This window comes from Pseudomonas fluorescens, assembly GCF_001307275.1.
GTDB classification, from domain to species: Bacteria; Pseudomonadota; Gammaproteobacteria; order Pseudomonadales; family Pseudomonadaceae; genus Aquipseudomonas; species Aquipseudomonas fluorescens_AA.
Window position 1 is genome coordinate 917,797 of record NZ_CP012831.1, and the last position, 22,312, is coordinate 940,108.

The following is a 22,312-nucleotide window of genomic DNA, read 5'->3' on the forward strand; positions in this document are numbered from 1 at the left end:
CTTATTTCACTCAACTGACGGGTACCGCCCATGTCTGCCCAAACACCGGATTCAGCCGCCCGAAGCTACTTCGGCAGTTTCAGCAAAAGCGCCGAAAGCGAGTTCATGCCGGAAACCGCCGGCGCCACGCTGCAGGATTCGCCCCGGCGCTCGCGGGTTACCGTGTGGCTGGCCGCCGGGTTGATCATCACCGGGCTGGTCTGGGCGAAGTTGGCGGTCTTGCAGGAAGTCACCACCGGCGAAGGCAAGGCGATTCCGTCGAGCAAGATCCAGGTGATCCAGAACCTGGAGGGCGGCATCGTCACCGAGATATTCGTGCGCGAAGGCCAGATGGTGAACAAGGGCGACACCCTGCTGCGCCTGGACGACACGCGATATCAATCGAACAAGGGCGAGAGCGAAGCCGACCGCTATGCCTTGACCGCCCAGGTCGAACGCCTGTCGGCCGAGGCCGAGGGCCGGCCCTTCAAGCTTTCAGATGAGGTGATCGCCAAGGCCCCGCAAGTGGCCGAGGACGAGCGTTCACTGTACGAACAGCGCCAGCGGCGCCTGGCCAGCGAACAACGGACCCTGACCGAACAGCTGCGGCAGAAGACCCAGGAGCTGGCGGAGTTTCGCTCCAAGCAAGGCCAGTTCAGCTCCGCCCTGGCCTTGCTGCAGGAAGAAATGAACATGTCCGCGCCGCTGGTGCGCACCGGGGCGGTGTCGCCGGTGGAAATCCTGCGGCTCAAACGCAGCGCGGTGGAAATCCGCGGTTCGCTCAACGCCACCACCCTGGCGATTCCCCGGGCCGAATCGGCGATCAACGAGATCAAGAGCAAGATCGACGAATCGGAACAGACCTTCCGCTCCGAGGCGGCCAAGGACCTCAACGAGAAACGTACCGAACTGTCGAAAATCACCGCCTCGAGCATCGCCATCGACGACCGCGTGACCCGCACGACGGTGGTCTCGCCGGTGCATGGGGTGATCAAGCAACTGAAGGTCAACACCATCGGCGGCGTGGTGCAGCCGGGCAACGACATGGTGGAAATCGTGCCCCTGGAAGACAACCTGCTGATCGAAGCCAAGGTCCGCCCCCAGGACGTGGCGTTCCTGCACCCGGGCCAGAAAGCCATGGTCAAGTTCAGCGCCTACGACTACACGATCTATGGCGGGCTGAGCGCCAGGCTCGAACTGATCGGCGCCGACACCATCACCGATGACAAGGGCAACAGCTTCTACCTGATTCAGGTGCGCACCGACAAAAACCACTTGGGCGGGGATGCCAAGCCGTTGCTGATCATTCCGGGAATGGTGGCGACGGTGGATATCATCACCGGGGAGAAAAGTGTCCTGGATTACCTGCTCAAGCCGGTATTGAAGGCGCGAACCGAGGCGATGCGCGAGCGGTAGACTTTGGCAGGGATCTTCGGTGCCTGGTCGATCGCTATCGCGAGCAAGCTCGCTCCCACAGGGGGGGCTCCAGCGCGCATAAATCCACTGTGGGAGCGAGCTTGCTCGCGATGAGGCCGGCAGCCACACCGCCTATTTTTCAGCATGATTACGACGAAACGTCTGCTCCCCCATCGCCGCAATCTGCCCCTCGATCAAGGCCTCGAACGGCCTCAACAACGCCTCGAAACTCGCCGGCGCTTCCAGGACCTGCAACGCCTGGACTATCGCCTCCACCGTCGACAACGCCCCCGGTCCGGGCGCCTTGCGCAAGCGGTAACGGGACACAGCGCCTTCGGCCAGGGTCACTCTCGGCAGTGCCGCCAGCAGCGGGTTGAGGTGCAGCAGCTTGCGCGCCTTGCGCCAGGTACCATCCGGGACAACCAGCAGGATCGGCTCATCGGACGGGGCGCAGGTCTGCAACGGTTGCGCCTCATCGCCGGGAAACAACAACCGCGCCTGATAGCCCGGTTGATTGAACAACCGGGGCAAATCCTCGAACACCTCGCCCACGATCAACTCGGCATTGCTCAGCCCCAACGCCGCCAGCCGGGCGGTATTCAAGGCGTGGTTCACTTCACTGGGATGCTGCAACAGCAAGACGCGGGTGCGGCTGTCGAGGCTGGGGATCAGCGGGCACAGGCAATGGCTTTGTGGCCTGTGGCAACGCGGGCATTGGATTCTGGACATGGTCAGGCCTGGTTCAGTTGAGCTTTGAGCAAATCACGGAACGTCTGGATCAGCGGCTCACGGCTGCGACCACGGCGCACGATCATCGAAAACGGCGCCTGATAGCCGAAGGTCGCTGGCAGCAGCACGCGCAAGTCGCCCTTGTCGACCCAGGCCTGGGCGTAGTGCTCAGGCAGGTAGCCGACGTAGGCACCGGACAGCACCAGGATCAACTGCGCCTCCATGCTCTCCACCGTCGCCGCGCTGTGCTTGAAGCCGTGGCGCGCCAGTTCGGCCTGGCTCCAGTAACCGCGCCCGACCATGCGCTGTTGGGTGATGACCTGCTCGGGAATGCGCCGCTCGTTGAACAACGGGTGGCGGTTGCTGCAATACAACCAGTGCTGCTCACGGTACAGCGGCATGTAGACCAGCCCGCTCATGCGCGTGGAAAACGCACCGATGGCCAGGTCCAGGCGATTGTCCTGCACGCCGAGTTGCAGCTCGTAAGGGCTCATGACCGACAGATGCAAATGCACCGCCGGATGTTCCTGGCTGTAGGCACCGATGGCCTCGGCGAACGGCAAGGCCTTGTCGCTGACGGTGGAGTCGATCACCCCCAGGTTCAACGTACCGCGCAGTTCCCCTTTGAGCGCGGCGGCGTACTGCTCGAACCCTTCGAGCTCGCCCAGCAGGCGCAAGGTTTCCTGATGGAACAGCTCGCCCTTGCTGGTCAGGCTGAACCCGCCCCGGCCGCGATGACACAGCACCAGGCCCAGGGCCGACTCCAGTTGGCTCATGTAGGTGCTGATGGCCGACGTGGACAGGTTGAGCTCGTGCTGGGCATTGGCGAACCCCTGGTGCCGGACCACGCTGACAAAAATGCGCAGCAGTTTCAGGTCGGGTAGAGCGTTGGCCATTGGGATGTCTCCATACAGGCGGGTCACTGCACATTTGTGGCGAGGGGATTTATCTGTGGGAGCAGAGCTTGCTCGCGATGCAGGCGCTTCGGTTCCAGGGGAAACCGCATGAACTTCATCGCGGGCAAGCCTTGCTCCCACAGGCTTGCACCCACCATTTAACCTCAACAGATCAGTCGCGAGTCTATCGCCCCGCCCGCCATTAGTTTAGAAAAATCTGAACTAAGTATTTGCCCCCAGCGATTCTTCACGGCAACGGCTTTTCGCAGAATCGGTCCCTGATAAGTAAAACAACGATGAGGCCCTACCTGTGGACAAGATTCTTCACCAACCACTGGGCGGCAACGAAATGCCGCGCTTCGGCGGCATCGCCACCATGATGCGACTCCCCCATTTGCAAACCGCTGCCGGCCTGGACGCGGCCTTCGTCGGCGTGCCGCTGGACATCGGCACCTCCCTGCGCGCCGGCACCCGTTTCGGCCCTCGCGAGATCCGCGCCGAATCGGTGATGATCCGCCCCTACAACATGGCCACCGGCGCCGCGCCGTTCGACTCACTGTCGGTGGCGGACATCGGTGATGTGCCGATCAACACCTTCAACCTGCTGGACGCGGTGCGGATCATCGAAGAGTCGTACCACAAGATCCTCGAACACAACGTCATCCCCCTGACCCTGGGGGGCGATCACACCATCACCCTGCCGATCCTGCGGGCGATCCATAAGAAACACGGTAAGGTCGGCCTGGTGCACATCGACGCCCACGCCGATGTGAACGACCACATGTTCGGCGAGAAGATCGCCCATGGCACCACCTTCCGCCGCGCCGTGGAGGAAGGCCTGCTCGATTGCGACCGCGTCGTGCAGATCGGCCTGCGGGCCCAGGGCTACACCGCCGATGATTTCAACTGGAGCCGCAACCAGGGCTTTCGTGTGGTCCAGGCCGAAGAGTGCTGGCACAAATCCCTCGCTCCACTGATGGCCGAAGTGCGCGAGAAAGTCGGCGGCGGCCCGGTGTACCTGAGCTTCGACATCGACGGCATCGACCCGGCCTGGGCGCCCGGCACCGGCACCCCGGAAATCGGCGGCCTGACCACCATCCAGGCGATCGAAATCGTCCGGGGCTGCCAGGGCCTCGACCTGGTCGGTTGCGATCTGGTAGAAGTCTCGCCGCCGTACGACACCACCGGCAACACCTCGCTGCTGGGCGCCAACCTGCTGTACGAGATGCTCTGCGTACTGCCCGGCGTGGTTCATCGCTGAGGTGCGGCCATGAACGATCGAGATCAAATCCTCAAGGCCGCCGCTGAGCTGGTGTCGGCCTTTGCCCGCAATGACCGCGACGCCTACTTCGGTGCGTTCACGGCCGATGCGAGTTTCGTGTTCTACACCCTTGAACAGCCCCTGCTGTCACGCGATGCCTACCAGGCATTGTGGGATCGCTGGCGGTCCGAGGATGGCTTCGAGGTGCTGAACTGCACCTCGAGCAACGCCTTCGTCAGCCTGCAAGGGGACGTGGCGATTTTCATCCATGACGTGGCCACCGAGCTGCGCATGCAAGGGGAGCTTCACTTTAGCCAGGAGCGCGAAACCATTGTGTTTCGCCAAGAACAACAAGGCCTGTGGCTGGCCTGTCACGAACACTTGTCCGCAATGCCGGAAGGGCTGCCATCCCCTTAGCAACAGGCGACATTCACATTCGATGAACGCGCCTCGATGATCGGAGCAGATCATGCATAACAATAACGATAAAAGCCTTACGCACATTGAAACCAACGGGGTCGAACAGATCCCGGACCACGAACGCACTGCCGGCCCGGGCGACCTGTTTCGCCTGATCTTCGGCGGCGCCAATACCTTCGCCACCGCCGTGCTCGGCAGTTTCCCGGTGCTGTTCGGCTTGTCGTTCCAGGCCGGGGTCTGGGCGATTGTGCTGGGGGTGTTGGTGGGTTCGATCATTCTCGCGCCGATGGGCCTGTTCGGCCCGCTCAACGGCACCAACAACGCGGTGTCTTCCGGTGCGCACTTCGGCGTGCACGGGCGCATCGTCGGCTCGTTCCTCTCGTTGCTGACCGCCATCGCGTTTTTCTCGCTGTCGGTGTGGAGCTCGGGCGATGCGTTGATCGGCGGCGCCAAGCGGCTGGTCGGCGTGCCGGAAACCGACCTGAGCCTGGGCCTGGCCTACGGCCTGTTCGCCTTGCTGGTGTTGACGGTGTGCATCTACGGCTTCCGCTTCATGCTGTGGGTCAACCGCATTGCCGTGTGGGCCGCCAGCCTGCTGTTCCTGCTGGGCATTTTCGCCTTCGCACCGACCTTCGACAGCCAGTTCGCCGGCACGGTCAGCCTCGGCCAGCCGGGCTTCTACGCGGCCTTCATCGGCGCGGCGCTGGTAGCCATGAGCAACCCGATTTCCTTCGGAGCGTTCCTGGGCGACTGGTCGCGCTACATCCCCCGCAACACGCCCAAGCGCCGCATCATGCTGGCCGTGATCGCGGCACAACTGGCGACATTGATCCCGTTCCTGTTCGGCCTCGCCACCGCCACCATCGTGGCGATCAAGGCGCCGGACTACATCGCGGCCAACAATTACGTGGGCGGGCTGCTGGCGGTTTCGCCGGGGTGGTTCTTCCTGCCGGTGTGCCTGATCGCGGTGATCGGCGGCATGTCCACCGGCACCACGTCGCTGTATGGCACCGGGCTGGACATGTCCAGCGTGTTCCCACGGGTGCTGTCGCGGGTCAAGGCCACGCTGCTGATCGGCGTGCTGTCGATTGCCTTCATCTTCATCGGGCGCTTCGCGGCGAACCTGGTGCAGAGCGTATCCACATTCGCCGTGCTGATCATCACCTGCACCACACCGTGGATGGTGATCATGATCATCGGCCTGCTGGTGCGCCGCGGCTTCTACTGCCCGGATGACCTGCAAGTGTTCACCCGCGGTGAAACCGGCGGGCGCTACTGGTTCAGCCACGGCTGGAACTGGCGCGGCCTGGGGGCGTGGATCCCCAGTGCGCTGGTGGGGTTGTGCTTCGTCAACCTGCCGGGGCAGTTCGTCGGGCCGCTGGGGGAATTGGCCGGCGGGATCGACATCAGCCTGCCGGTGACCCTGGGCCTGGCCTCGGTGGTGTACCTGGTGCTGCTTGGGTTGTTCCCAGAGCCGGCGGCGGTATATGGGCCGGATGATCCGCGTAGGAACGATTCGGCGTCCATCGATAAACCGCAGCTCAGACAGACCGCCTGACCCGAGGTGAACGCATCACCTGGCTGTAAATGCAACACCTGAGGCCGGGAGCTTTTGTGGCGAGGGAGCTTGCTCCCGCTGGACCGGGCTGGCGCTCCAGTGCGGAGCGCTCCCGAAATAGCGATTGCTTCGCAACCGAGCGGGAGCAAGTTCCCTCGCCACAAAAGCGTCACCCGACATCACCCCGACTTCCTATAAAAAAAACAATCGGAGACACGCCACCATGGCTTTGGACTTAATCGTCGTTCTCATCTATGCCGCCGGCATGATCGCCCTCGGCTGGTACGGCATGCGCCGCGCCAAGACCCGTGACGACTACCTCGTCGCCGGGCGCAACCTCGGCCCGGGCTTTTACCTAGGCACCATGGCCGCTACCGTCCTGGGCGGTGCGTCCACCATCGGCACCGTGCGCCTGGGCTACGTCTACGGCATTTCCGGGTTCTGGCTGTGCGGCGCCATCGGCCTGGGCATCGTCGGCCTGAGCCTGTTCCTCGCCAAGCCGTTGCTCAAGCTCAAGATCTACACCGTGACCCAAGTGCTGGAACGCCGCTACAACCCGGCGGCGCGCCAGGCCAGTGCGCTGATCATGCTGGTGTACGCACTGATGATCGGCGCCACCTCGACCATTGCCATCGGCACCGTGATGCAGGTGTTGTTCGGCCTGCCGTTCTGGGTGTCGATCCTGGTGGGCGGTGGCGTGGTGGTGCTGTATTCCACCATCGGCGGCATGTGGTCGCTGACCCTCACCGACATCGTGCAATTCCTGATCATGACCGTCGGCCTGGTGTTCCTGCTGATGCCGATGTCCATCAGTGACGCGGGCGGCTGGGATGCCATGGTGGCTAAACTGCCAACCAGCTACTTCGACTTCACCGCGATTGGCTGGGACACCATCCTCACCTACTTCCTGATCTACTTCTTCGGCATCTTCATCGGCCAGGACATCTGGCAGCGCGTGTTCACCGCCCGCAGCGAAGGCGTGGCCAAAGTGGCCGGCACCGCCGCCGGCCTGTACTGCGTGCTGTATGGTCTGGCCGGGGCGTTGATCGGCATGGCGGCCAAGGTGTTGCTGCCGGACCTGGAGAACGTCAACAACGCCTTCGCCAGCGTGGTGCAGACCAGCCTCCCCAACGGCATTCGCGGCCTGGTGATCGCCGCGGCCCTGGCGGCCTTGATGTCCACCGCCGCAGCGGGCCTGCTCGCCGCGTCCACCACGGTGGTCCAGGACTTGCTGCCCCGTCTGCGCCAGGGCCGTGAGAGCGGCAGTGGCGACGTCCACGAGAACCGCATCGCGACCCTGCTGATGGGGGCGGTGGTCCTGGTGATCGCCCTGGTGGTCAGCGACGTCATCAGCGCCCTGACCCTGGCCTACAACCTGCTGGTGGGCGGCATGCTGATCCCGCTGATCGGCGCCATCTACTGGAAACGCGCCACCACTGCCGGGGCGATCACCAGCATGTCGCTGGGCTTCTTGACCGCGCTGTTCTTCATGCTCAAGGACGGCCTGGACGCCAACACCCCGATCTACTACAGCCTGAGCGTGGCGCTGGTGAGTTTTGTGCTGGTGAGCGTGTTGTCGCCACGGCCGAGTACGGTGGCCAAGGCGGTTTGACCGCCAACGCTCGGCAATGAGATCCCTGTGGGAGCGAGCTTGCTCGCGATGACGGCGGTACATTCAACATGAATGCATGCCGGTCTACCGCTATCGCGAGCAAGCTCGCTCCCACAGATTCTGTCTTCGGAAATAAAAAGATCGCAGTTCCGGGCCATCTCAATTGAAATGGTCCGGAACTGCGATCTCTCCAAATTCGGTGGTGTATTTACCGGCGGCGCGGTTGGCGGCGGCGTTGCTCGTCATCGGTGCGGATCGGTACCGGTTGCATCGGCGGTTCGATCAGGCCAAGCGCGACACCCAAGTCGTGAAGCCAGTTCTGGATTTTCTCTTTCATCGTGGTGCCCCCTCAGGGTGGTGCGAGCGGCAGATTTCTGTGGCCCCTTCGCACTGATAATAGTCCGATGTTCTACGCAATGCTCGTCTCAGTTTGCAATGATCTGTTACTGAATTGATCCAAATCCACCTCCCGGAGTTCAAGCCGATTGCGCCGTGAGCATTGGCCCCCGCGGCCAGGCCTGTTGTTGCAACTCGATCCAGGCGTTCAGGTTGGCTCCGACCATGCCTTTGCGCCACATCAGCCAGGTGGTGGCGCTGGCGAACGGCTCGGCCAGCGAATGCACCGATACCCGCTCGCGGCCCGGCAGGCTGGCCAGCATCGACTCGGACATCAACGCCACCCCGGACCCGGCGATCACACACGCCAGCATCCCCTGGTAAGACTCGATTTCCATCGCCCGGCCCATGGTCGCGTGATCATGGGCAAACCAGGCCTCTAATCGCATCCGGTACGAGCAACCACGCCGGAACGTGAACACCGCGCGGCCCTGCACATCCAGGGCACTGCGTACCGGCGGGTGATCGGCCTCGGTAATCAGCACCAACCGCTCGTCGCACAACGGCACGCCATCCAGCCCCGCCAGCTCCAGCGGGCCGTCCACCAGTGCCGCGTCGAGCCGGTTGGTGAGCAGGCCTTCAAGCAGTTCACCACTGGGGCCCGATTGCACTTGCAGGTTCACCGCCGGATACGCCCGGTGATAAGCCGCCAGCAGGTCGGGCAAATGCGTCGCCGCCGTGCTGTACATCGTGCCCAGCAGGAAATCCCCGGCCGGCTGACCGCCCTGCACGGCGGCATGGGCCTCGTCATGCAAGGCGAACAGCTTGGCCGCATAGTCCAGCAGGACTTTTCCTGCCGGCGACAACTGCAAACGCTGACGCTCCCGCAGGAAAAGGTCCACACCCAGCTGTTCTTCAAGCTGCTTGAGCCGGGTCGACAGGTTCGACGGCACCCGGTGCAGGCGCTCGGCGGCCCGGGTGATGGAACCTTCCTCGGCCACGGCCTGGAAAATCCGCAGTTGGCTGAACTCCATGACCTTCTCCAAAAAAGAACAAGTTACTCACTATTATTCATTTTTAATGAAAGTCAATCAGTCCTAGCCTGACGGTCATTCGCCCCGACACCGGAGAACGACCATGTCACCTCTAATTCGCCTGCTCGGCAGTTTCATCGCGCTGATGATGGCCATGGGCATCGGCCGCTTCGCCCTGACGCCCCAGTTACCTCACTTGATCGGCGAAGGTCAGGTCGACTTGACCGCCGCCGGTCTGATTGCCGCCGCCAATTACCTGGGATACTTCCTTGGCGCGCTGGACGCCATGTTCGCCCGTCGGCCGGAACAGGTGCGACGGCGGTTGCTCGGCGGCCTGTGGCTGTGCGTGCTGCTGACCCTGGCGTCGTTCTGGGCCTGGGGCTTCTGGCCGCACCTGGCGCTGCGTTTCGGCACCGGCGTGGCGAGCGCCTGGGTGATGGTGATGATCACCACCCTGAGCCAACCCTTGGCTGCGGCGGTGGGACGGCCACGGCTCGGTGCCTTGGTGTTTGCCGGCCCGGGCCTGGGGATTTTCCTGACCGGCCTGCTCGCCCTGGGTTCGAACCTGCTGGGCCAGACCTCCGCCACCCTGTGGCTGGTGTATGCCGGCGTGGCCTTGGCGATGTTGCTGGTGATCTTGCCGATCCTGCCGCAGCCGGCAGCCGCAGCACCTGTCGCAGGGCCGACCGCCCCTTCGCCGAACGCGGGCATCGCACGATTGGGCGTGGTGTACGCCCTGTACGGCGTGGGCTACATCATTCCGGCGACGTTCCTGTCGCAAATGGCCTCGGCGCAGTTCCACGGCCAATGGCTGGCCGATCTGTTCTGGCCCTGCTTCGGCATGGCCGCCGCCAGCGGCGTATTGCTGGTCAGCCGGCGGCGGCCGAACCCGAACACCACCGGCCGCTGGTTGATCGGTACGCTCTGGCTGCAAGCCGCCGGGGTATTTGCCTGCCTGCTGGGCAGCGGGCCGGGGCTGGCCCTGGGGGTGATCCTGTGTGGCACGCCGTTCCTGGCCTGCATGCAACTGGTGATGCTGCGCTCCCGGGAACTGGCGCCCCACGCCACCCAGCGCAACGCTGGCCTGTTGACCGCCTGTTTTGCCGTGGGCCAACTCAGCGGGCCACTGCTGGCGGCGCTGAGCAGCCATTTCAGTGGCGGCCTGCAACCGGCGCTGATCATTGCCGGCAGCGGCCTGGTGCTGGCCGGTGGCTTGTTGCTGCGGCCCGCCAGCCGGGGCGCGGCGAGCCCTTGCGCCCAGAGCGCCCTGCGTTGATCAGGCCTGGCCGGCCGGGCTGAACGCCTTGCTCGACTGCGTGGCCGGCTCGCGTCGCGCCAAGGCGAAATACAACACCCCGCCGAGGAAGCAACCGGTGAACCAGGCAAAGTTGGCCATCGGTTGCAGCACGGGGGTGAAGGTGATCGCCACCCCCATCAGCGTCGCCGGAATCAACGCCTTGACCGCCGTCCAGTTGATGCCGCCGCTGTAGTAATAGCGCCCGCTGGGCCCGTCATTGAACAACGCATCGACGTCGATCTGCTGCTTCTTGATCAGGTAGTAATCCACCAGCAGGATCCCGAACAACGGGCCGATGAACGCCGCCAGCACGTCCAGGGTGTAGTGGATCACTTCGGGGTTGTTGAACAGGTTCCACGGCGTGATGAAAATCGAGGCCACCGCCGCGATCATGCCGCCGGCGCGCCAACTGATCTTGCTGGGGGCGACGTTGGCGAAGTCGAAGGCCGGCGAGACGAAGTTGGCGACAATGTTGATGCCGATGGTGGCGGTCACGAAGGCAAAGGCCCCCAGCAAGACCGCCACGTCGTTGTCGATGCGCGCCACGGTGGCAATCGGGTCGTGGAGCATTTCACCGAACACCGGCAAGGTCCCGGAAACAATCACCACGGTGACCAGGGAGAACGCCAGGAAATTCACCGGCAGCCCCCAGAAATTACCCCGGCGCACGTCAGACATGCTTCGGCAGTAACGGCTGAAATCGCCGAAATTCAGGGTCGGGCCGGAAAAGTACGACACCACCAGGGCCGTCGCCACGATCACTTGGCCGAACGCCTGCCAGCCGGACAAGGACTTTTCTGCCAGGGTGAAGCTGATGTTGCTCCAACCGGCCTTCCACACGATCCAGCCGGCCAACAGGAACATCACGGCGTACACCACCGGCCCGGCCCAATCGATGAAACGACGGATCGATTCCATGCCGGTCCAGAACACCAGCGCCTGGACAAACCACAGGCTGAGGAAACCGAACCAACCCAGGTAGGACAAACCGGCAAAATGCGGCGTCGCGTAAACCTCCATTGAAGGAAAAAACCGCAGCACCACGATGATCAGCGCGCTGGACGCCAGGTACGTCTGAATGCCGTACCAGGCCACGGCGATCAAACCGCGAATGACCGCAGGAATATTCGCCCCGAACACCCCGAACGCCAGCCGACAGATCACCGGGTACGGCACCGCCGCCTGTTGGCTCGGCTTGGCGACCAGGTTGGCGATCAACTGCACGATGCAGATCCCGCCGAGCAAGGCGATAAGCACCTGCCAACTCGCCAGACCCAAGGCGAACAGACTCGCGGCGAAGACATAACCGCCCACGCTGTGCACGTCACTCATCCAGAACGCGAAGATGTTGTACCAATTCCATTTCTGCGGCAGCGGGCCCAGGTCCTCGTTATAGAGGCGGGGGCTGTAGCCGTTGGGCAATTGCTCGGACATTGCGGGGCTCCTTTGAGTACCGCCGTGCCCCCGTATCGACCTGCTCACCATACTGCGCACGGGAGCCGGCATGGTTTGTATACGCGTTGCTACGCAGAATGCGTGCCATAGGCGCAGGATGTGAGACAAACCGGGGTGTGTGGCGCAGAGGAACACCGCGCAGGAACAGGCATACGCCCACGAACAGGGCGCGAGTGCATGCTAAAGGTGCAGGATTTTGTATACAGCGAAGGTCAACCTGTGGGAGCTTGCTCCCGCTGGGGCGCGAAGCGGCCCCTTCGAACATGCCACCTCGGTGTGTCAGCTTGGATTGAGTGCACCTGGTTTGGCGCTGCTTCGCAGCCCAGCGGGAGCAAGCTCCCTCGCCACAGGAATTGTGTGCAGTTAGCTCAATTCAATGCGATCGGCATGAATGACAATCTGCCCATTCTTGTACAGCGCACCAATGGCCTTCTTGAAGTTGCCCTTGCTCACGCCAAACAGGCTGCTGATCAGCGCCGGGTCGCTCTTGTCGCTGACCGCCAGGGTGCCGTTGTTCTCTCGCAACTTGGCGAGGATCTTGGCGTTCAGGCTGGTGGCGGCTTCCTGGCCCACCGGCTGCAGGCTCAGGCTGATCTTGCCGTCCGGGCGGATTTCCTTGATGAAGCCTTTTTCCTGCATGCCGGCGCGCATGAACTTGAAGATTTCATTCTTGTGGATCAGGCCCCAGTGCTTGTTATTGATGATCGCCTTGAACCCCATGTCGGTGGCTTCGGCGACCAGCAAATCCACTTCCTGGCCCGGCGTGTAGTTGGCCGGGGTCTTGTCCAGATAACGATCCAGGCGCGCCGTGGCGGTGATGCGACGGGTGTGCTTGTCGAGGTAGACGTGCACCACGCAGTATTCGCCGGCGGTCATCTGGCGCTTTTCTTCGGAATACGGCAGCAACAGGTCCTTGGGCAGGCCCCAGTCCAGGAACACGCCGATGCTGTTGACCTCAACCACTTTCAGGCTGGCGAACTCACCGACCTGAACCTTGGGTTTTTCCGTGGTGGCGATCAATTTATCGTCGCTGTCCAGATAAATGAAAACATTGAGCCAGTCTTCATCTTCACTGGGAATATCCTTGGGAATATATCGATTGGGCAGCAGGATTTCGCCGTCCGCACCGCCGTCCAGATATAAACCGAAGTTAGTGTGTTTAACCACTTGCAAACTGTTGTAGCGCCCGACTAAAGCCATTTCCAATACCCTCATTGCGTGGGCGGCATTCTACCCGGTTTTGCGGCGCGATTCGTGGCCGCCGGCAAGGTTTGCCTGGAAGGCCCGGCCCAACCGTTGATTTTCCTGGGTTTTCGTCCGAGGCACAGCCATTCGTCAGGCCGGTGACGGTGCGTGCCGTCCTTTCTCGGCACAATATTCTTCACACGGTTGTTATTTAAAACAGAGGCTTAGGGCAATTATTGCCGGATAACGGCTGATTATTCCCGTCACGCCAGCGATAATTCAGAAGGATATTTGCCAAGCAATTGTCAAGTATTTCCTGTACGATGCCTGGCCCAATTAATTATCTACAGGTTAATGGCCGTCATGCGCGTAAAAGCATCCAACAGCAAAGCAAAGCCAGCTCCAGCCGTTGAAACCAGCGAGTCGATCAACGACCAGATCGCTGCGTTCCTCAAGTCCGGCGGCGAGATCCAGCAAATTGCCAAAGGCGTCAGCGGCCAGACATTCGGCCCGTCCAAGCAGATCAGCCTGGGCAAGAAGTAACCTGCGCGTCACCTGGTCCCAAAGCGCTTTGAGCTTCGAAGCGCTTGGACTGGAACCCTCCCCCGCCCTATCCATTTCCCATGAATCGACGAACGGCCTTCACTGCCGATCATTCGCCGGTATCCTTGCACCTCTCTAGCTCAAGCGTTTCAGCTTAGTTCCTGCTCCTCGCTATTTCATGGAGTGAAGCATGCGTATTCCTATTGTTGCGCTGGCGATCAGCCTGCTGACGTGCTCCCTCGCCCAGGGGCAGGTGTTCCAACGCGAACTCGGCGACTTCGACCTCAAACTGGGCACCACCCCCAGCCGCAGCATGGCCCAGGGCCTGGTCACACCGTCGAGCACCGGTTCGTTTCATGGTGGGTTGGACCTGAGCCACGACAGCGGTTGGTATGTTGGCCAGTGGTCACCCAGCGCCGGCGTGTCCGCTGATCTGGAGGTGGATTCCTACATCGGCTTTAAACAACCCTTCGACCAGACCCTGGGCTACGAAGTCGGCCTGATCCACTACAGCTACCCCACCGTCGATACCCTCGACAGCCAGGAGTTCTACGGCGGCCTGACCGTGCTCGGCAGCCGTTTCGGCGCGGCCCTGAGCAACGATCCGGACAAACAGAACAGCACGCTGTTCGCCGACCTGGGCGGCAACGTGCCGTTCGGCATTGGCATCAGCGCCAAGTACACCACCCACCAGCTCAATACGCCGGTCTCGGTCGAGAACGGTTATGTAGGCAGTTTCAGCGACTGGTCGTTGAAAATTTCCCGTCCGTGGAAGGGCCTCGACCTGGACCTGATCTACAGCGACTCAAGCCTCAGCGGCAGCAGTTGCTCGGCGTATTCCGGCCACAACAGCGAATGCGACAGCCTGCTGACCCTCAAGATGGCCCATCCTTTTTACTAAGCGTTACGTATTCGATCGGCTGAACTGCTGCGTGCCTGCCATGCTCCAACAAAGCACCTACGCTTTTGCAAGGACTCGCTCATGTCGCGCTGGTTGACCCGCACCGCCCTGTTCATTGCCCTGCTGCTGACGCTGACCGCCTGCAGCCGCGTAGGCCTGGCCTACCGCAACCTCGACCTGATCATCCCCTGGACCCTCAACGATTATCTGGAGATCAAAGGCGAGCAAAAAGACTGGTTCAACGAACGCCTCAAGGAACACCTGACCTGGCACTGCACGACGCAATTGCCCGGCTACGTCGACTGGCTGGATCGCTTGAAGACCATGGTGCAAACCAATCAGGTGACCGACGAAGCCCTGCAACAACGGACCCAGGAAGCCAAGGCCGCCATCGCCGAAACCGCCCAGGCCATCACCCCCTCGGCCATCGAATTGCTGCAAGGCCTGAGTGACGAACAAGTCGACGACATGGACGCCTCTTTCGTCAAAGACCAGCGCAAACGCCAGCAGCAATACCTCAAGCCGACATTGCAGGAGCAGATCCAGGAGCGCAGCGAGCGCATGGTCAAACGCCTGAACGACTGGCTCGGCCCGCTCAACGACGCCCAGCGCCAGCGGGTGGTCGCCTGGTCCACCGCCCTGGGCGATCAGAACCAGCAATGGATCGCCAACCGCGCCCACTGGCAAAACCAGTTCAGCGAAGCCGTGGCCCAACGCCACAGCCCCGATTTCCCGAAACGCATCGAGCAGTTGCTGGTCAACCGCGAAAGCCTCTGGACGCCCGCCTACCGCGAAGCCTTCAGCAAAACCGAAGCCCAGGCCCGCAGCCTGCTGGTGGACCTGATGGCCGAAAGCACCCCGCCCCAGCGCGAACGGCTACTGAAGAAAATCGACGGGATGAAGAAGGACTTCACTGATTTGAAGTGCCTGAAAGCAGCACGCTCTTAAAACCACTGAAGATCCAATGGGGGAGCGAGCTTGTGTGGGAGCTGGGCTTGCCCGCGATGCAGGCTACTCGGTCTATCAGGTGAACCGAGGTGATGCTATCGCGGGCAAGCCCAGCTCCCACACAAGCCGCTCCCACAGGGCTCAGCGCAGGCCTCTCAGGCAATCTGCGCCTTGGACGCCAAATCATCAAAAGTAAGCTCATCCAGCGCATCTTCCTGCTCATCCAGCACCTGGCGCGGATGATCATTACCCGGAATGCTGCTGTCGATCAGGCTCAACAACCGCGAGCCACGGGGCGTCAGCACGAAGTTCTCGCCATTACCGCCCTCTTCCTCCGGCCGCGGCTCGATATAGCCACGCTCCAGCAGTAATTTTTCATACTCCCCGGCGACCGCTTTCAGATGATCGAGGTTCTCGATCTCCTCGCCTGCAGCAGTTTTCTCTGCCGCGTACTGCTCTGCATAAGGCCGAGGGGTAAAACTGTGGCCGGCGCCGTTCTGCACTTCGTGCAACAACTTTTCGATCAAGTCCCAGTTATAAGTCGTCATCCTGGTCCATCCTCTGAAGAGTGAGATGCCTACCTAGGTTGTGACCGAGGTGCCGCGCTGCCGTTCAGCCAGGTTTCCGGGTGGTCGCCGCCTTGAGCCGACCAACGGCCTGTCGAATTCATCGAAGGCCAAACGACCAGTTGCTGAAGCGCCCACTCAGCAGCTCTGCCATGCAGGAGAAATCACCATGAACGTAGAGAATCATCCGGTCGTCTCGCGGGAAGAATGGCTCGCCGCCCGCCGCCAACACCTGGCCCACGAAAAAGCCTTCACCCGCGAACGGGACAAACTCAGCGCCGAACGCCGCGCCTTGCCCTGGGTAAAAATCGACAAACCCTACCGCTTCCAAGGCCCCCACGGCGAACTGAACCTGGCCGACCTGTTCGGCGGCCGCAGCCAATTGATCGTCTACCACTTCATGTTCGGCCCCGGCTGGACAGAAGGCTGTGATGGCTGCTCGTTCCTGTCCGACCACATCGACGGCGCCAACCAACACCTGGCCCACCATGACGTGGCTGTGGTCGCCGTCTCCCGCGCCCCCTTTACCGAGTTCCAGGCGTTCAAACGCCGCATGGGCTGGGCGTTCGACTGGGTCTCGTCCAACGGCTGCGACTTCAACTACGACTTCGGCGTCAGCTTCAAAGCCGAAGACACCGCCGGTGGAAAAGCCACCTACAACTACGAAAAAACCGACACCACCGAAGGCGAACTCCCTGGCCTGAGCGTCTTCTATCGCAACGAAGCCGGCGACATCTTCCACACCTACTCCACCTACGCCCGCGGCCTGGACATGCTGGTCGGCACCTACAACTACCTCGACCTGACGCCAAAGGGCCGCAACGAAGACGAAATCATGGATTGGGTGCGGCATCACGATAAATACGACGAGGCCAAGCCCCACAGCTGCTGCCACAGCTGATGCGCCAACCCGCACAAGTCGAGCGCGATCCCCGTGGCGAGGGAGCTTGCTCCCGCTCGACTGCGCAGCAGTCGCCTGCAGTGCCTGACCCGCGGCAGCCCAAAAAGCCGACTGATGCAGGGCTAAAGGTCCTACACAAAGCTCGGAAAGTGGCGTCTTGTGGCTCTGGAACGGGGCGGTCTATAGTCCGTTGTCGCCTAAGAAGCGACCGGGTTTGGCGACCCGATCCACAGAGAGACTCATTAATTTTCGAGGCTCTGAATATGACCAGATACATGCCCATCACCGGCATTGATTGTACCCCCGCTACCCTGCTCATCGACACCGAAGCCCCGCTGGACGTCCTCTTCGAAACCGCCGACTACCGCATCCGCGCCGTGACCCAACTGCTGGAAAACATCGCTTTCCGCTCGGATATCAGCTCCGATACGGTGGTGCTTTCTGATTTTTGCAAACTACTGACGATATCTCTGCGCGACGGATGTGACGTGATGGATGTGATTGGGAGACGGTTGCGGGCGCAGGTAGCGGAGTAGACGAACGGCGGGCGACTTATGGTCGCCCGTTCGTACGTTGGTACTTATCGATATTTTTTTATAAAAACCGGAATTACCACTGGCGAAGCCGACCTGGGGGAATTGATCAAGCCCTCGCTGTCCGCCACTGGCACCCCTTTGCTCTTTATTGCCTCAAACAGACTTTCGGTGGCTGCTCCATTGATAAACTCGCCGCCGTCAGTGGTCACGCTCAACGCCAATTGACGTCGTTCCTCGGTCAATTGGAGCTGTTTGGTCCGAAAAAAAGTGTGCAATGCAACCTTCTGAAACTTCGAAATGCCCACATGAACGATCTCTACATACTTCAGTGCTTTGGCGTCCCACTCCTGTATATAAAGGGTGTTTGCAGTCAGAGCGTAAGTGCAAAAATAATAAGCTCCAGTATTTGAACCTGGTGTTGAAATAATCAGTGAGCAGCGCCCATGCTGAAGAATTGGGTCGGTCAGCTCCGGAAAATCTTTGACGAGCTGAGCAGGAAACTGCTCACGATCATAGTAGATGGTGGCTTTGCCGTAGGGGGTTGTGTTGCAGGCCGACAAGAGCATTGCCAGACTAAAAAAGATACCAAGATAAAAATAACGCATAAATCCTCATGAAATTTCATGTCGATCACTAGACAAAGTTTTATCGCTACCGCTTGATCCATATGGGTGTCAGGCACGACTCGGTCGTAGCCATTGATGAGAAAACGGGTACGACAGGTTCAACCAGGCAGGTTGGGATAAGGGGGAACCCAGCAGTTAAAAGCTGCAGGGCAAGTTGGCTTTTAGCCTTGACTTGAGACCGGCTAATGGGTGTTCCCATTTTCCTTGTCCCCATTTTCCTTTTCATTTTCCTTTTGGGTACAAACCAAGCCTTAGATCTAAAACCTACACAGATCTGTGGTCTGCCCCTGAAGAACCGCAATCTCATTTTTTTCGGCAATATGAAAATTCAAAGGCCTTTGCAATCAAACCCTCTACAGAGCTAGAGGATGACATTTTTGAAAGTCCATCACAGGAAATGAAATTTGATTCCAAATATTCGAAAAAACCATTCTGAAAACTCGACACCTTAACAGCAATCACGCCAAACTCTTCACGCAAACTTTCAAAAGCGACCCAGTCAAATGCCCCATTAAACAAAACCACTGGATAACCAACCCTACCACCAAAAAAATCCTCAAAATTATCGCTAACCCAAGAGGCGTCCGCATCAACAGTATCTCCATTGATAGCAAAACAGCTATCGACCAAAAACTCCTCTCCTGAAAATTTAATAAATACATCCCCCCCAAAACTTGAGAGACTTTCTGAAACCAACTCACTAAACACGTCAACAAAATCTAGCAATGGCCTCTCAAAAAACCAAAACTTAAAGCCATTTCCAACAAACAAATTCGTAGGCAGGTCCTTTTTAAAATCAACCATTCCTGACAGCTCACCAATTAAGCGAGACAACTCAACAAAATCAACTTTCCGAATTGTCAATTTTACTCTCCAATAAATCTAATTTTCGTTACCGGATTCTTAATCCCTTCAATGTTCAGCGAAGCCGTAGGTTGTCCTGTGGACGTCGACCTTGGATAAAAGCGGTATATTTTATCTCCATTTGTCATTACTGTAATTGTACCATCTTGATACAAATTCTTCTTATATCCATTTGACTCAAGCATTTTTATAGCATCGCTGGAAGTCATATTCACCTCGATCTGGCCCGCACTATTTCGAGTCTTTTTCGGCACAAATTCGATGCTGGTTACTTTTGCCCCTGTTTTCCCAAACAACAAGCCCCCCATGGCAGAGAGCAGATAGCTCCCCCAGCTAGCAGCTTCGGGAGACGCCCCATTGCTTTCTAGGGATAGCTGCGTTAGCGCTTGAGTCAACGTACCGGTGGCACTGGTATTTTGCATCTGATAACGATGCAGGTCCTCCCGAAACATAGCTGGGAGGGTGTCATCCAAAGCCATTTGCGCAAGACGCTCCTGCAAGCTATTCCGGTCATGCACTAGATCACCATACAACTGAACACAAAGATACGCATTGCCATCACACAAGGCTGCAAGCGCATCATCGTCCGCAACGCTTTGATTCCTAAACTGCTGCTTAACCTCCTCACAGTTTCCTTTAGCCTCAGACCAGAAAAGGGGACAGATTTATTTTCCAGACCTAAATAAATCTGCCCCCCTTTTTATGTCCCTATTTTGGACCCTTCTGCGCCACTTTTTACTCGGAGGTTATCTGCCAAAATGTCAGACAAACCCCATATTCATCGAGAAGATCATCAGCAATTTCAAACTGAAACACCTTCTCCGGAAAGCAATCCGATAACGCCTTCCTCCAATACCTGGTGATCTGCTCGGCAAATATATGACAAAGGCGATAATCCTCCTCCGACAGACCGACCTTAAATACTGGCCTACCCGGCGCATCTTCCCACTTTGAAAAGAACTGATTTATTGAAAAAATATTTTTGTGTCGTTCAACGTCTCTACGTGATGAACTTTGTTTCAACACACCAGCTTCAGTCTCGACCAACCCCTTCAAAGGAATTTTTTGCGGGTCGTATTGCTGAGCGTTAGGCAGCCAGAAAACGTGACCTTCTAACTCAATAAAATCAGGAGAAAGCAAACCTAAAACAGAAATTGCTTGCTCCAATGAAACCAAGTTCCCTACGTACGAAAAAAATTCCCCGGAACCAATATCCGAAGCAAACAGATTCAACGAATCTTTGGAAATATTACCCTGACAACTCTTCATCAGTTCAACCCTAAGCTATTAAGAACAGACTGCGGAACATTTCCCTCAAAGGAGAAAAGGCGACAGATTTATTTTCCCGGCTCAGTCCTCGGCCGCCCCTGCCCTCGCTGCTCTACCCGCACACCCACAATCCGCTCAACCTCATCTACGAAACGGCTTGTACCCGTCAGCTGACCTCGCTGCAAAGCGTCGCGGATTAATCGAAGCTGATCAATCGGAATGGCCTGGCGCACAAACTCTTCATACCGAAGCCGCCGCTCCATCGAGGTATCACCCAAGGCCATGAAGCATGGATCAGCATCTAACCAGCCCCCACCAGACTCATCATCTACCCGACTTCGATAGCTCGACCACGCATAGTCTGCGACGTTGGCGACCATGCGAGCGCGCACAGGATTCAATTCAATGTAACGACTACAAGCGAGCAAATATGAATCCGACTGCACCACACTGGATTTGTAACGACTTTCCCACAAGGTGCCTGAGCGCCCTTCCAATCGATTGCGATAGCGCGTCGCACGGGCAGCCAGTGCTTTCATTAATTGCCCCAATCCAGCGGTTGACTCCCCAGGAGCTAGCAACAAATGGACATGATTCGTCATCAAGCAATAGGCGTAGACCTTCACCCCGAACGCATCTTTCAGCTCGCGCAGATCAGAGAGATAGCGCTGATAATCCTCTGCCGCCGCAAACACCACCTGCCGGTTATGGCCTCGCTGCACTACGTGATGCGGGTAATTCGGTAAAACAATACGTCCCATCCTGGGCATATTTGATTCCTCCTCCATGGAAGTTTTCAGCGTAGCAAAAAATCAAATAAATCTGTCCCCTTTTCCTGGTCCCCTTTTCCTGGTCCCCTTTTCCTCGGTCCCCTTTTCCTCGTCCCCTTTTCCTCTTTTACCCCTTCCGCGCCCCCTTTTGCACCTACTCAGGAATAATTTGCAACTCACTCCATAGTGGTTTCAGCCCTAGACTTTCCATATAAGTCCCATAGTCGACAAAGTCCTTAACCCCAATGTTTTCGTATAAAAACCATGAGGCCTCGCACTCTTGACATACGAACAAACAAGTGTCGTTAGCTACAACTCTAGCCTTGACAACATCTCCTTGCTCACACCTTGGACACAGCATATAAAACCTCTCTATTTAACAGGATAGGCGGTAATGACCTGATTGGTCCCAGGCCGAACAATAATTTTAATACTCGTTTCTCCCCGTCGATCAGCAAGGGGCGAGGTCAGGAAGAATGGACACCCGAAGAAGGTTAAGTAAGTGCCATTCAAATCTGCCCCCCTTTTTCCGAAATAAATCCGTCCCCTTTTTTCTTCGTCCCCTTTTTTCTTCCTTTTTTCTTGGCGTAGGCGTCACTCGCCATCGGAGTCACTGCCCACGCCGAATCGAAGTACTTTTGCTGATCTCGGCTCTGGCTAATTACATCATTTGTTTAACGGGGTTGCAGGCCCGCGAGGCGGGGCATGAGCGCCGTTTTCAAAGCAATAGCCTTAAACGCCGACGAGTGTTATCGCTATGGCGGCTGGGCCTGGATACTGGCGTAGCGGACGCTGCTCAAACTCTCGAAAAACTTTGGAGAGACTTGAGCACGCGTTGCGAGCAGAGGTACATCAAGAGGCGCAGGCATTGGAATAGATTTGTGGGGATCCCTCAGAATCCGTCCCCTTTTTTTCCCACATCTAGGCCTCTAACAATTAACAAGAGACATTCAAACCGCAAGCAGAGATAAAATCACGTATCGGTATATCAAGAAAGCTACCCTCTCCAGCGGAAAGAACATCTTGCAATGTGACGATGCCTTTTTCAAAGTCCAAAGAAACGTCAAAGCAATTAAACTCGAACTCCCTGAGCAGAACGCTCTTTGAGCAAATCCGCTCATCAAAGGCATCATTCAAAATAGAGCGAACGCTGTCGTCCAACTCTTGGGCGACAAATCGCTCTATTAGTGTACCGCCACTGCTCATAACC

At 58.7% G+C, this 22,312-nt stretch carries 24 protein-coding genes and 1 pseudogene; 12 read left to right on the forward strand and 13 right to left on the reverse strand.

The window, feature by feature from the left end:
- Window positions 1-30 precede the first annotated feature (30 nt).
- Window positions 31-1,395, forward strand: coding sequence for an HlyD family type I secretion periplasmic adaptor subunit (locus AO356_RS04090; protein WP_060738687.1), 1,365 nt, complete (start codon window positions 31-33; stop codon window positions 1,393-1,395).
- Window positions 1,396-1,527: 132 nt separating this feature from the next.
- Here AO356_RS04090 and AO356_RS04095 read toward each other — a convergent pair whose 3' ends face one another.
- Together AO356_RS04095 and AO356_RS04100 are read right to left on the reverse strand one after the other, a co-directional pair.
- A complete protein-coding gene (locus tag AO356_RS04095) occupies window positions 1,528-2,124 on the reverse strand; it encodes a tRNA-uridine aminocarboxypropyltransferase (RefSeq protein ID WP_060738688.1) in 597 nt (198 codons plus the stop codon).
- Window positions 2,125-2,126: 2 nt separating this feature from the next.
- Window positions 2,127-3,020, reverse strand: coding sequence for a LysR family transcriptional regulator (locus AO356_RS04100; RefSeq protein ID WP_003184133.1), 894 nt, complete (start codon window positions 3,018-3,020; stop codon window positions 2,127-2,129).
- A 310-nt stretch (window positions 3,021-3,330) separates the two neighbouring features.
- Between AO356_RS04100 and speB the strand changes: the two genes are divergently transcribed.
- From speB to AO356_RS04120, 4 genes are all read left to right on the forward strand, one after another.
- Window positions 3,331-4,281, forward strand: coding sequence for an agmatinase (gene speB / locus AO356_RS04105; protein WP_003198979.1), 951 nt, complete (start codon window positions 3,331-3,333; stop codon window positions 4,279-4,281).
- A gap of 9 nt (window positions 4,282-4,290) precedes the next feature.
- Entirely contained in the window at window positions 4,291-4,698 is a 408-nt protein-coding gene (locus tag AO356_RS04110) for a YybH family protein (protein WP_060738689.1), read from the forward strand.
- A 49-nt stretch (window positions 4,699-4,747) separates the two neighbouring features.
- Window positions 4,748-6,259, forward strand: coding sequence for a purine-cytosine permease family protein (locus AO356_RS04115; protein WP_162491251.1), 1,512 nt, complete (start codon window positions 4,748-4,750; stop codon window positions 6,257-6,259).
- A gap of 223 nt (window positions 6,260-6,482) precedes the next feature.
- Entirely contained in the window at window positions 6,483-7,871 is a 1,389-nt protein-coding gene (locus AO356_RS04120) for a sodium:solute symporter (RefSeq protein WP_060738691.1), read from the forward strand.
- Window positions 7,872-8,079: 208 nt separating this feature from the next.
- Here AO356_RS04120 and AO356_RS33190 read toward each other — a convergent pair whose 3' ends face one another.
- Together AO356_RS33190 and ptrR are read right to left on the reverse strand one after the other, a co-directional pair.
- Window positions 8,080-8,208 carry a PA1414 family protein gene (locus AO356_RS33190; RefSeq protein ID WP_003198971.1) on the reverse strand — a complete coding sequence of 43 codons (129 nt, stop codon included), beginning with the start codon at window positions 8,206-8,208 and terminating at the stop codon, window positions 8,080-8,082.
- A gap of 139 nt (window positions 8,209-8,347) precedes the next feature.
- Window positions 8,348-9,241: a putrescine utilization regulator PtrR gene (gene ptrR / locus AO356_RS04125; RefSeq protein ID WP_060738692.1), complete on the reverse strand. Its 894-nt coding sequence runs from the start codon at window positions 9,239-9,241 to the stop codon at window positions 8,348-8,350.
- A 103-nt stretch (window positions 9,242-9,344) separates the two neighbouring features.
- On the opposite strand from ptrR, the gene AO356_RS04130 reads away from it, so the two are divergent.
- Complete coding sequence (locus tag AO356_RS04130; protein ID WP_060738693.1) at window positions 9,345-10,517, forward strand: MFS transporter; 1,173 nt, start codon at window positions 9,345-9,347, stop codon at window positions 10,515-10,517.
- Here the strand turns inward: AO356_RS04130 and AO356_RS04135 are convergent, their stop codons facing one another.
- Both AO356_RS04135 and AO356_RS04140 read right to left on the reverse strand, forming a co-directional pair.
- Window positions 10,518-11,972, reverse strand: coding sequence for an NCS1 family nucleobase:cation symporter-1 (locus AO356_RS04135; RefSeq protein ID WP_060738694.1), 1,455 nt, complete (start codon window positions 11,970-11,972; stop codon window positions 10,518-10,520).
- Window positions 11,973-12,356: 384 nt separating this feature from the next.
- Entirely contained in the window at window positions 12,357-13,193 is an 837-nt protein-coding gene (locus AO356_RS04140; protein ID WP_060738695.1) for a S1 RNA-binding domain-containing protein, read from the reverse strand.
- Between the two features lie 339 nt (window positions 13,194-13,532).
- On the opposite strand from AO356_RS04140, the gene AO356_RS04145 reads away from it, so the two are divergent.
- From AO356_RS04145 to AO356_RS04155, 3 genes are all read left to right on the forward strand, one after another.
- Window positions 13,533-13,721, forward strand: a complete 189-nt coding sequence (locus AO356_RS04145; RefSeq protein WP_018607615.1) for a hypothetical protein — start codon at window positions 13,533-13,535, stop codon at window positions 13,719-13,721.
- Window positions 13,722-13,911: 190 nt separating this feature from the next.
- Complete coding sequence (locus AO356_RS04150; RefSeq protein ID WP_060738696.1) at window positions 13,912-14,622, forward strand: TorF family putative porin; 711 nt, start codon at window positions 13,912-13,914, stop codon at window positions 14,620-14,622.
- Window positions 14,623-14,703: 81 nt separating this feature from the next.
- The gene (locus AO356_RS04155) at window positions 14,704-15,570 is read left to right on the forward strand and encodes a DUF6279 family lipoprotein (protein WP_060738697.1); all 867 of its coding nucleotides are present in this window, start codon (window positions 14,704-14,706) and stop codon (window positions 15,568-15,570) included.
- 155 nt (window positions 15,571-15,725) lie between these two features.
- Here the strand turns inward: AO356_RS04155 and AO356_RS04160 are convergent, their stop codons facing one another.
- The gene (locus tag AO356_RS04160) at window positions 15,726-16,118 is read right to left on the reverse strand and encodes a hypothetical protein (RefSeq protein WP_060738698.1); all 393 of its coding nucleotides are present in this window, start codon (window positions 16,116-16,118) and stop codon (window positions 15,726-15,728) included.
- Window positions 16,119-16,305: 187 nt separating this feature from the next.
- Here AO356_RS04160 and AO356_RS04165 point away from each other — a divergent pair, with 187 nt between their 5' ends.
- Entirely contained in the window at window positions 16,306-17,037 is a 732-nt protein-coding gene (locus AO356_RS04165; RefSeq protein WP_060738699.1) for a DUF899 domain-containing protein, read from the forward strand.
- A 263-nt stretch (window positions 17,038-17,300) separates the two neighbouring features.
- Window positions 17,301-17,573 (forward strand): hypothetical protein, encoded by a 273-nt coding sequence (locus AO356_RS04170; protein ID WP_060738700.1) that lies wholly within the window; start codon window positions 17,301-17,303, stop codon window positions 17,571-17,573.
- 44 nt (window positions 17,574-17,617) lie between these two features.
- Here the strand turns inward: AO356_RS04170 and AO356_RS04175 are convergent, their stop codons facing one another.
- The 5 genes from AO356_RS04175 to AO356_RS04195 form a co-directional block, all read right to left on the reverse strand.
- The gene (locus tag AO356_RS04175; protein WP_060738701.1) at window positions 17,618-18,178 is read right to left on the reverse strand and encodes a hypothetical protein; all 561 of its coding nucleotides are present in this window, start codon (window positions 18,176-18,178) and stop codon (window positions 17,618-17,620) included.
- Between the two features lie 324 nt (window positions 18,179-18,502).
- Window positions 18,503-19,063, reverse strand: a complete 561-nt coding sequence (locus AO356_RS30585) for a hypothetical protein (RefSeq protein WP_081015312.1) — start codon at window positions 19,061-19,063, stop codon at window positions 18,503-18,505.
- A 2-nt stretch (window positions 19,064-19,065) separates the two neighbouring features.
- Window positions 19,066-19,542: a hypothetical protein gene (locus AO356_RS04185; RefSeq protein WP_060738703.1), complete on the reverse strand. Its 477-nt coding sequence runs from the start codon at window positions 19,540-19,542 to the stop codon at window positions 19,066-19,068.
- A gap of 256 nt (window positions 19,543-19,798) precedes the next feature.
- The gene (locus AO356_RS04190; RefSeq protein ID WP_060738704.1) at window positions 19,799-20,332 is read right to left on the reverse strand and encodes a hypothetical protein; all 534 of its coding nucleotides are present in this window, start codon (window positions 20,330-20,332) and stop codon (window positions 19,799-19,801) included.
- A gap of 68 nt (window positions 20,333-20,400) precedes the next feature.
- Entirely contained in the window at window positions 20,401-21,102 is a 702-nt protein-coding gene (locus AO356_RS04195) for a transposase (protein WP_060738705.1), read from the reverse strand.
- A gap of 581 nt (window positions 21,103-21,683) precedes the next feature.
- Here AO356_RS04195 and AO356_RS32965 point away from each other — a divergent pair.
- Window positions 21,684-21,979, forward strand: a pseudogene (locus AO356_RS32965) (IS4 family transposase); the annotation flags it as partial.
- Window positions 21,980-22,038: 59 nt separating this feature from the next.
- Here AO356_RS32965 and AO356_RS32695 read toward each other — a convergent pair.
- Window positions 22,039-22,308 carry a hypothetical protein gene (locus AO356_RS32695; protein ID WP_060738706.1) on the reverse strand — a complete coding sequence of 90 codons (270 nt, stop codon included), beginning with the start codon at window positions 22,306-22,308 and terminating at the stop codon, window positions 22,039-22,041.
- Between the last annotated feature and the right edge of the window lie 4 nt (window positions 22,309-22,312).

Coding starts and splice junctions, on each gene's coding strand:
- AO356_RS04175 (WP_060738701.1), bottom strand. CDS start 18,178: ATGCGTTATTTTTATCTTGGTATCTTTTTTAGTCTGGCAATGCTCTTG.
- AO356_RS04095 (WP_060738688.1), bottom strand. CDS start 2,124: ATGTCCAGAATCCAATGCCCGCGTTGCCACAGGCCACAAAGCCATTGC.
- AO356_RS04120 (WP_060738691.1), top strand. CDS start 6,483: ATGGCTTTGGACTTAATCGTCGTTCTCATCTATGCCGCCGGCATGATC.
- AO356_RS04140 (WP_060738695.1), bottom strand. CDS start 13,193: ATGGCTTTAGTCGGGCGCTACAACAGTTTGCAAGTGGTTAAACACACT.
- AO356_RS04185 (WP_060738703.1), bottom strand. CDS start 19,542: ATGGCTTTGGATGACACCCTCCCAGCTATGTTTCGGGAGGACCTGCAT.
- AO356_RS04165 (WP_060738699.1), top strand. CDS start 16,306: ATGAACGTAGAGAATCATCCGGTCGTCTCGCGGGAAGAATGGCTCGCC.
- AO356_RS04100 (WP_003184133.1), bottom strand. CDS start 3,020: ATGGCCAACGCTCTACCCGACCTGAAACTGCTGCGCATTTTTGTCAGC.
- AO356_RS04160 (WP_060738698.1), bottom strand. CDS start 16,118: ATGACGACTTATAACTGGGACTTGATCGAAAAGTTGTTGCACGAAGTG.
- AO356_RS32695 (WP_060738706.1), bottom strand. CDS start 22,308: ATGAGCAGTGGCGGTACACTAATAGAGCGATTTGTCGCCCAAGAGTTG.
- AO356_RS04135 (WP_060738694.1), bottom strand. CDS start 11,972: ATGTCCGAGCAATTGCCCAACGGCTACAGCCCCCGCCTCTATAACGAG.
- AO356_RS04155 (WP_060738697.1), top strand. CDS start 14,704: ATGTCGCGCTGGTTGACCCGCACCGCCCTGTTCATTGCCCTGCTGCTG.
- AO356_RS33190 (WP_003198971.1), bottom strand. CDS start 8,208: ATGAAAGAGAAAATCCAGAACTGGCTTCACGACTTGGGTGTCGCGCTT.
- AO356_RS04110 (WP_060738689.1), top strand. CDS start 4,291: ATGAACGATCGAGATCAAATCCTCAAGGCCGCCGCTGAGCTGGTGTCG.
- ptrR (WP_060738692.1), bottom strand. CDS start 9,241: ATGGAGTTCAGCCAACTGCGGATTTTCCAGGCCGTGGCCGAGGAAGGT.
- AO356_RS04090 (WP_060738687.1), top strand. CDS start 31: ATGTCTGCCCAAACACCGGATTCAGCCGCCCGAAGCTACTTCGGCAGT.
- AO356_RS04170 (WP_060738700.1), top strand. CDS start 17,301: ATGACCAGATACATGCCCATCACCGGCATTGATTGTACCCCCGCTACC.
- AO356_RS04195 (WP_060738705.1), bottom strand. CDS start 21,102: ATGCCCAGGATGGGACGTATTGTTTTACCGAATTACCCGCATCACGTA.
- AO356_RS04130 (WP_060738693.1), top strand. CDS start 9,345: ATGTCACCTCTAATTCGCCTGCTCGGCAGTTTCATCGCGCTGATGATG.
- AO356_RS04145 (WP_018607615.1), top strand. CDS start 13,533: ATGGCCGTCATGCGCGTAAAAGCATCCAACAGCAAAGCAAAGCCAGCT.
- AO356_RS04190 (WP_060738704.1), bottom strand. CDS start 20,332: ATGAAGAGTTGTCAGGGTAATATTTCCAAAGATTCGTTGAATCTGTTT.
- AO356_RS04150 (WP_060738696.1), top strand. CDS start 13,912: ATGCGTATTCCTATTGTTGCGCTGGCGATCAGCCTGCTGACGTGCTCC.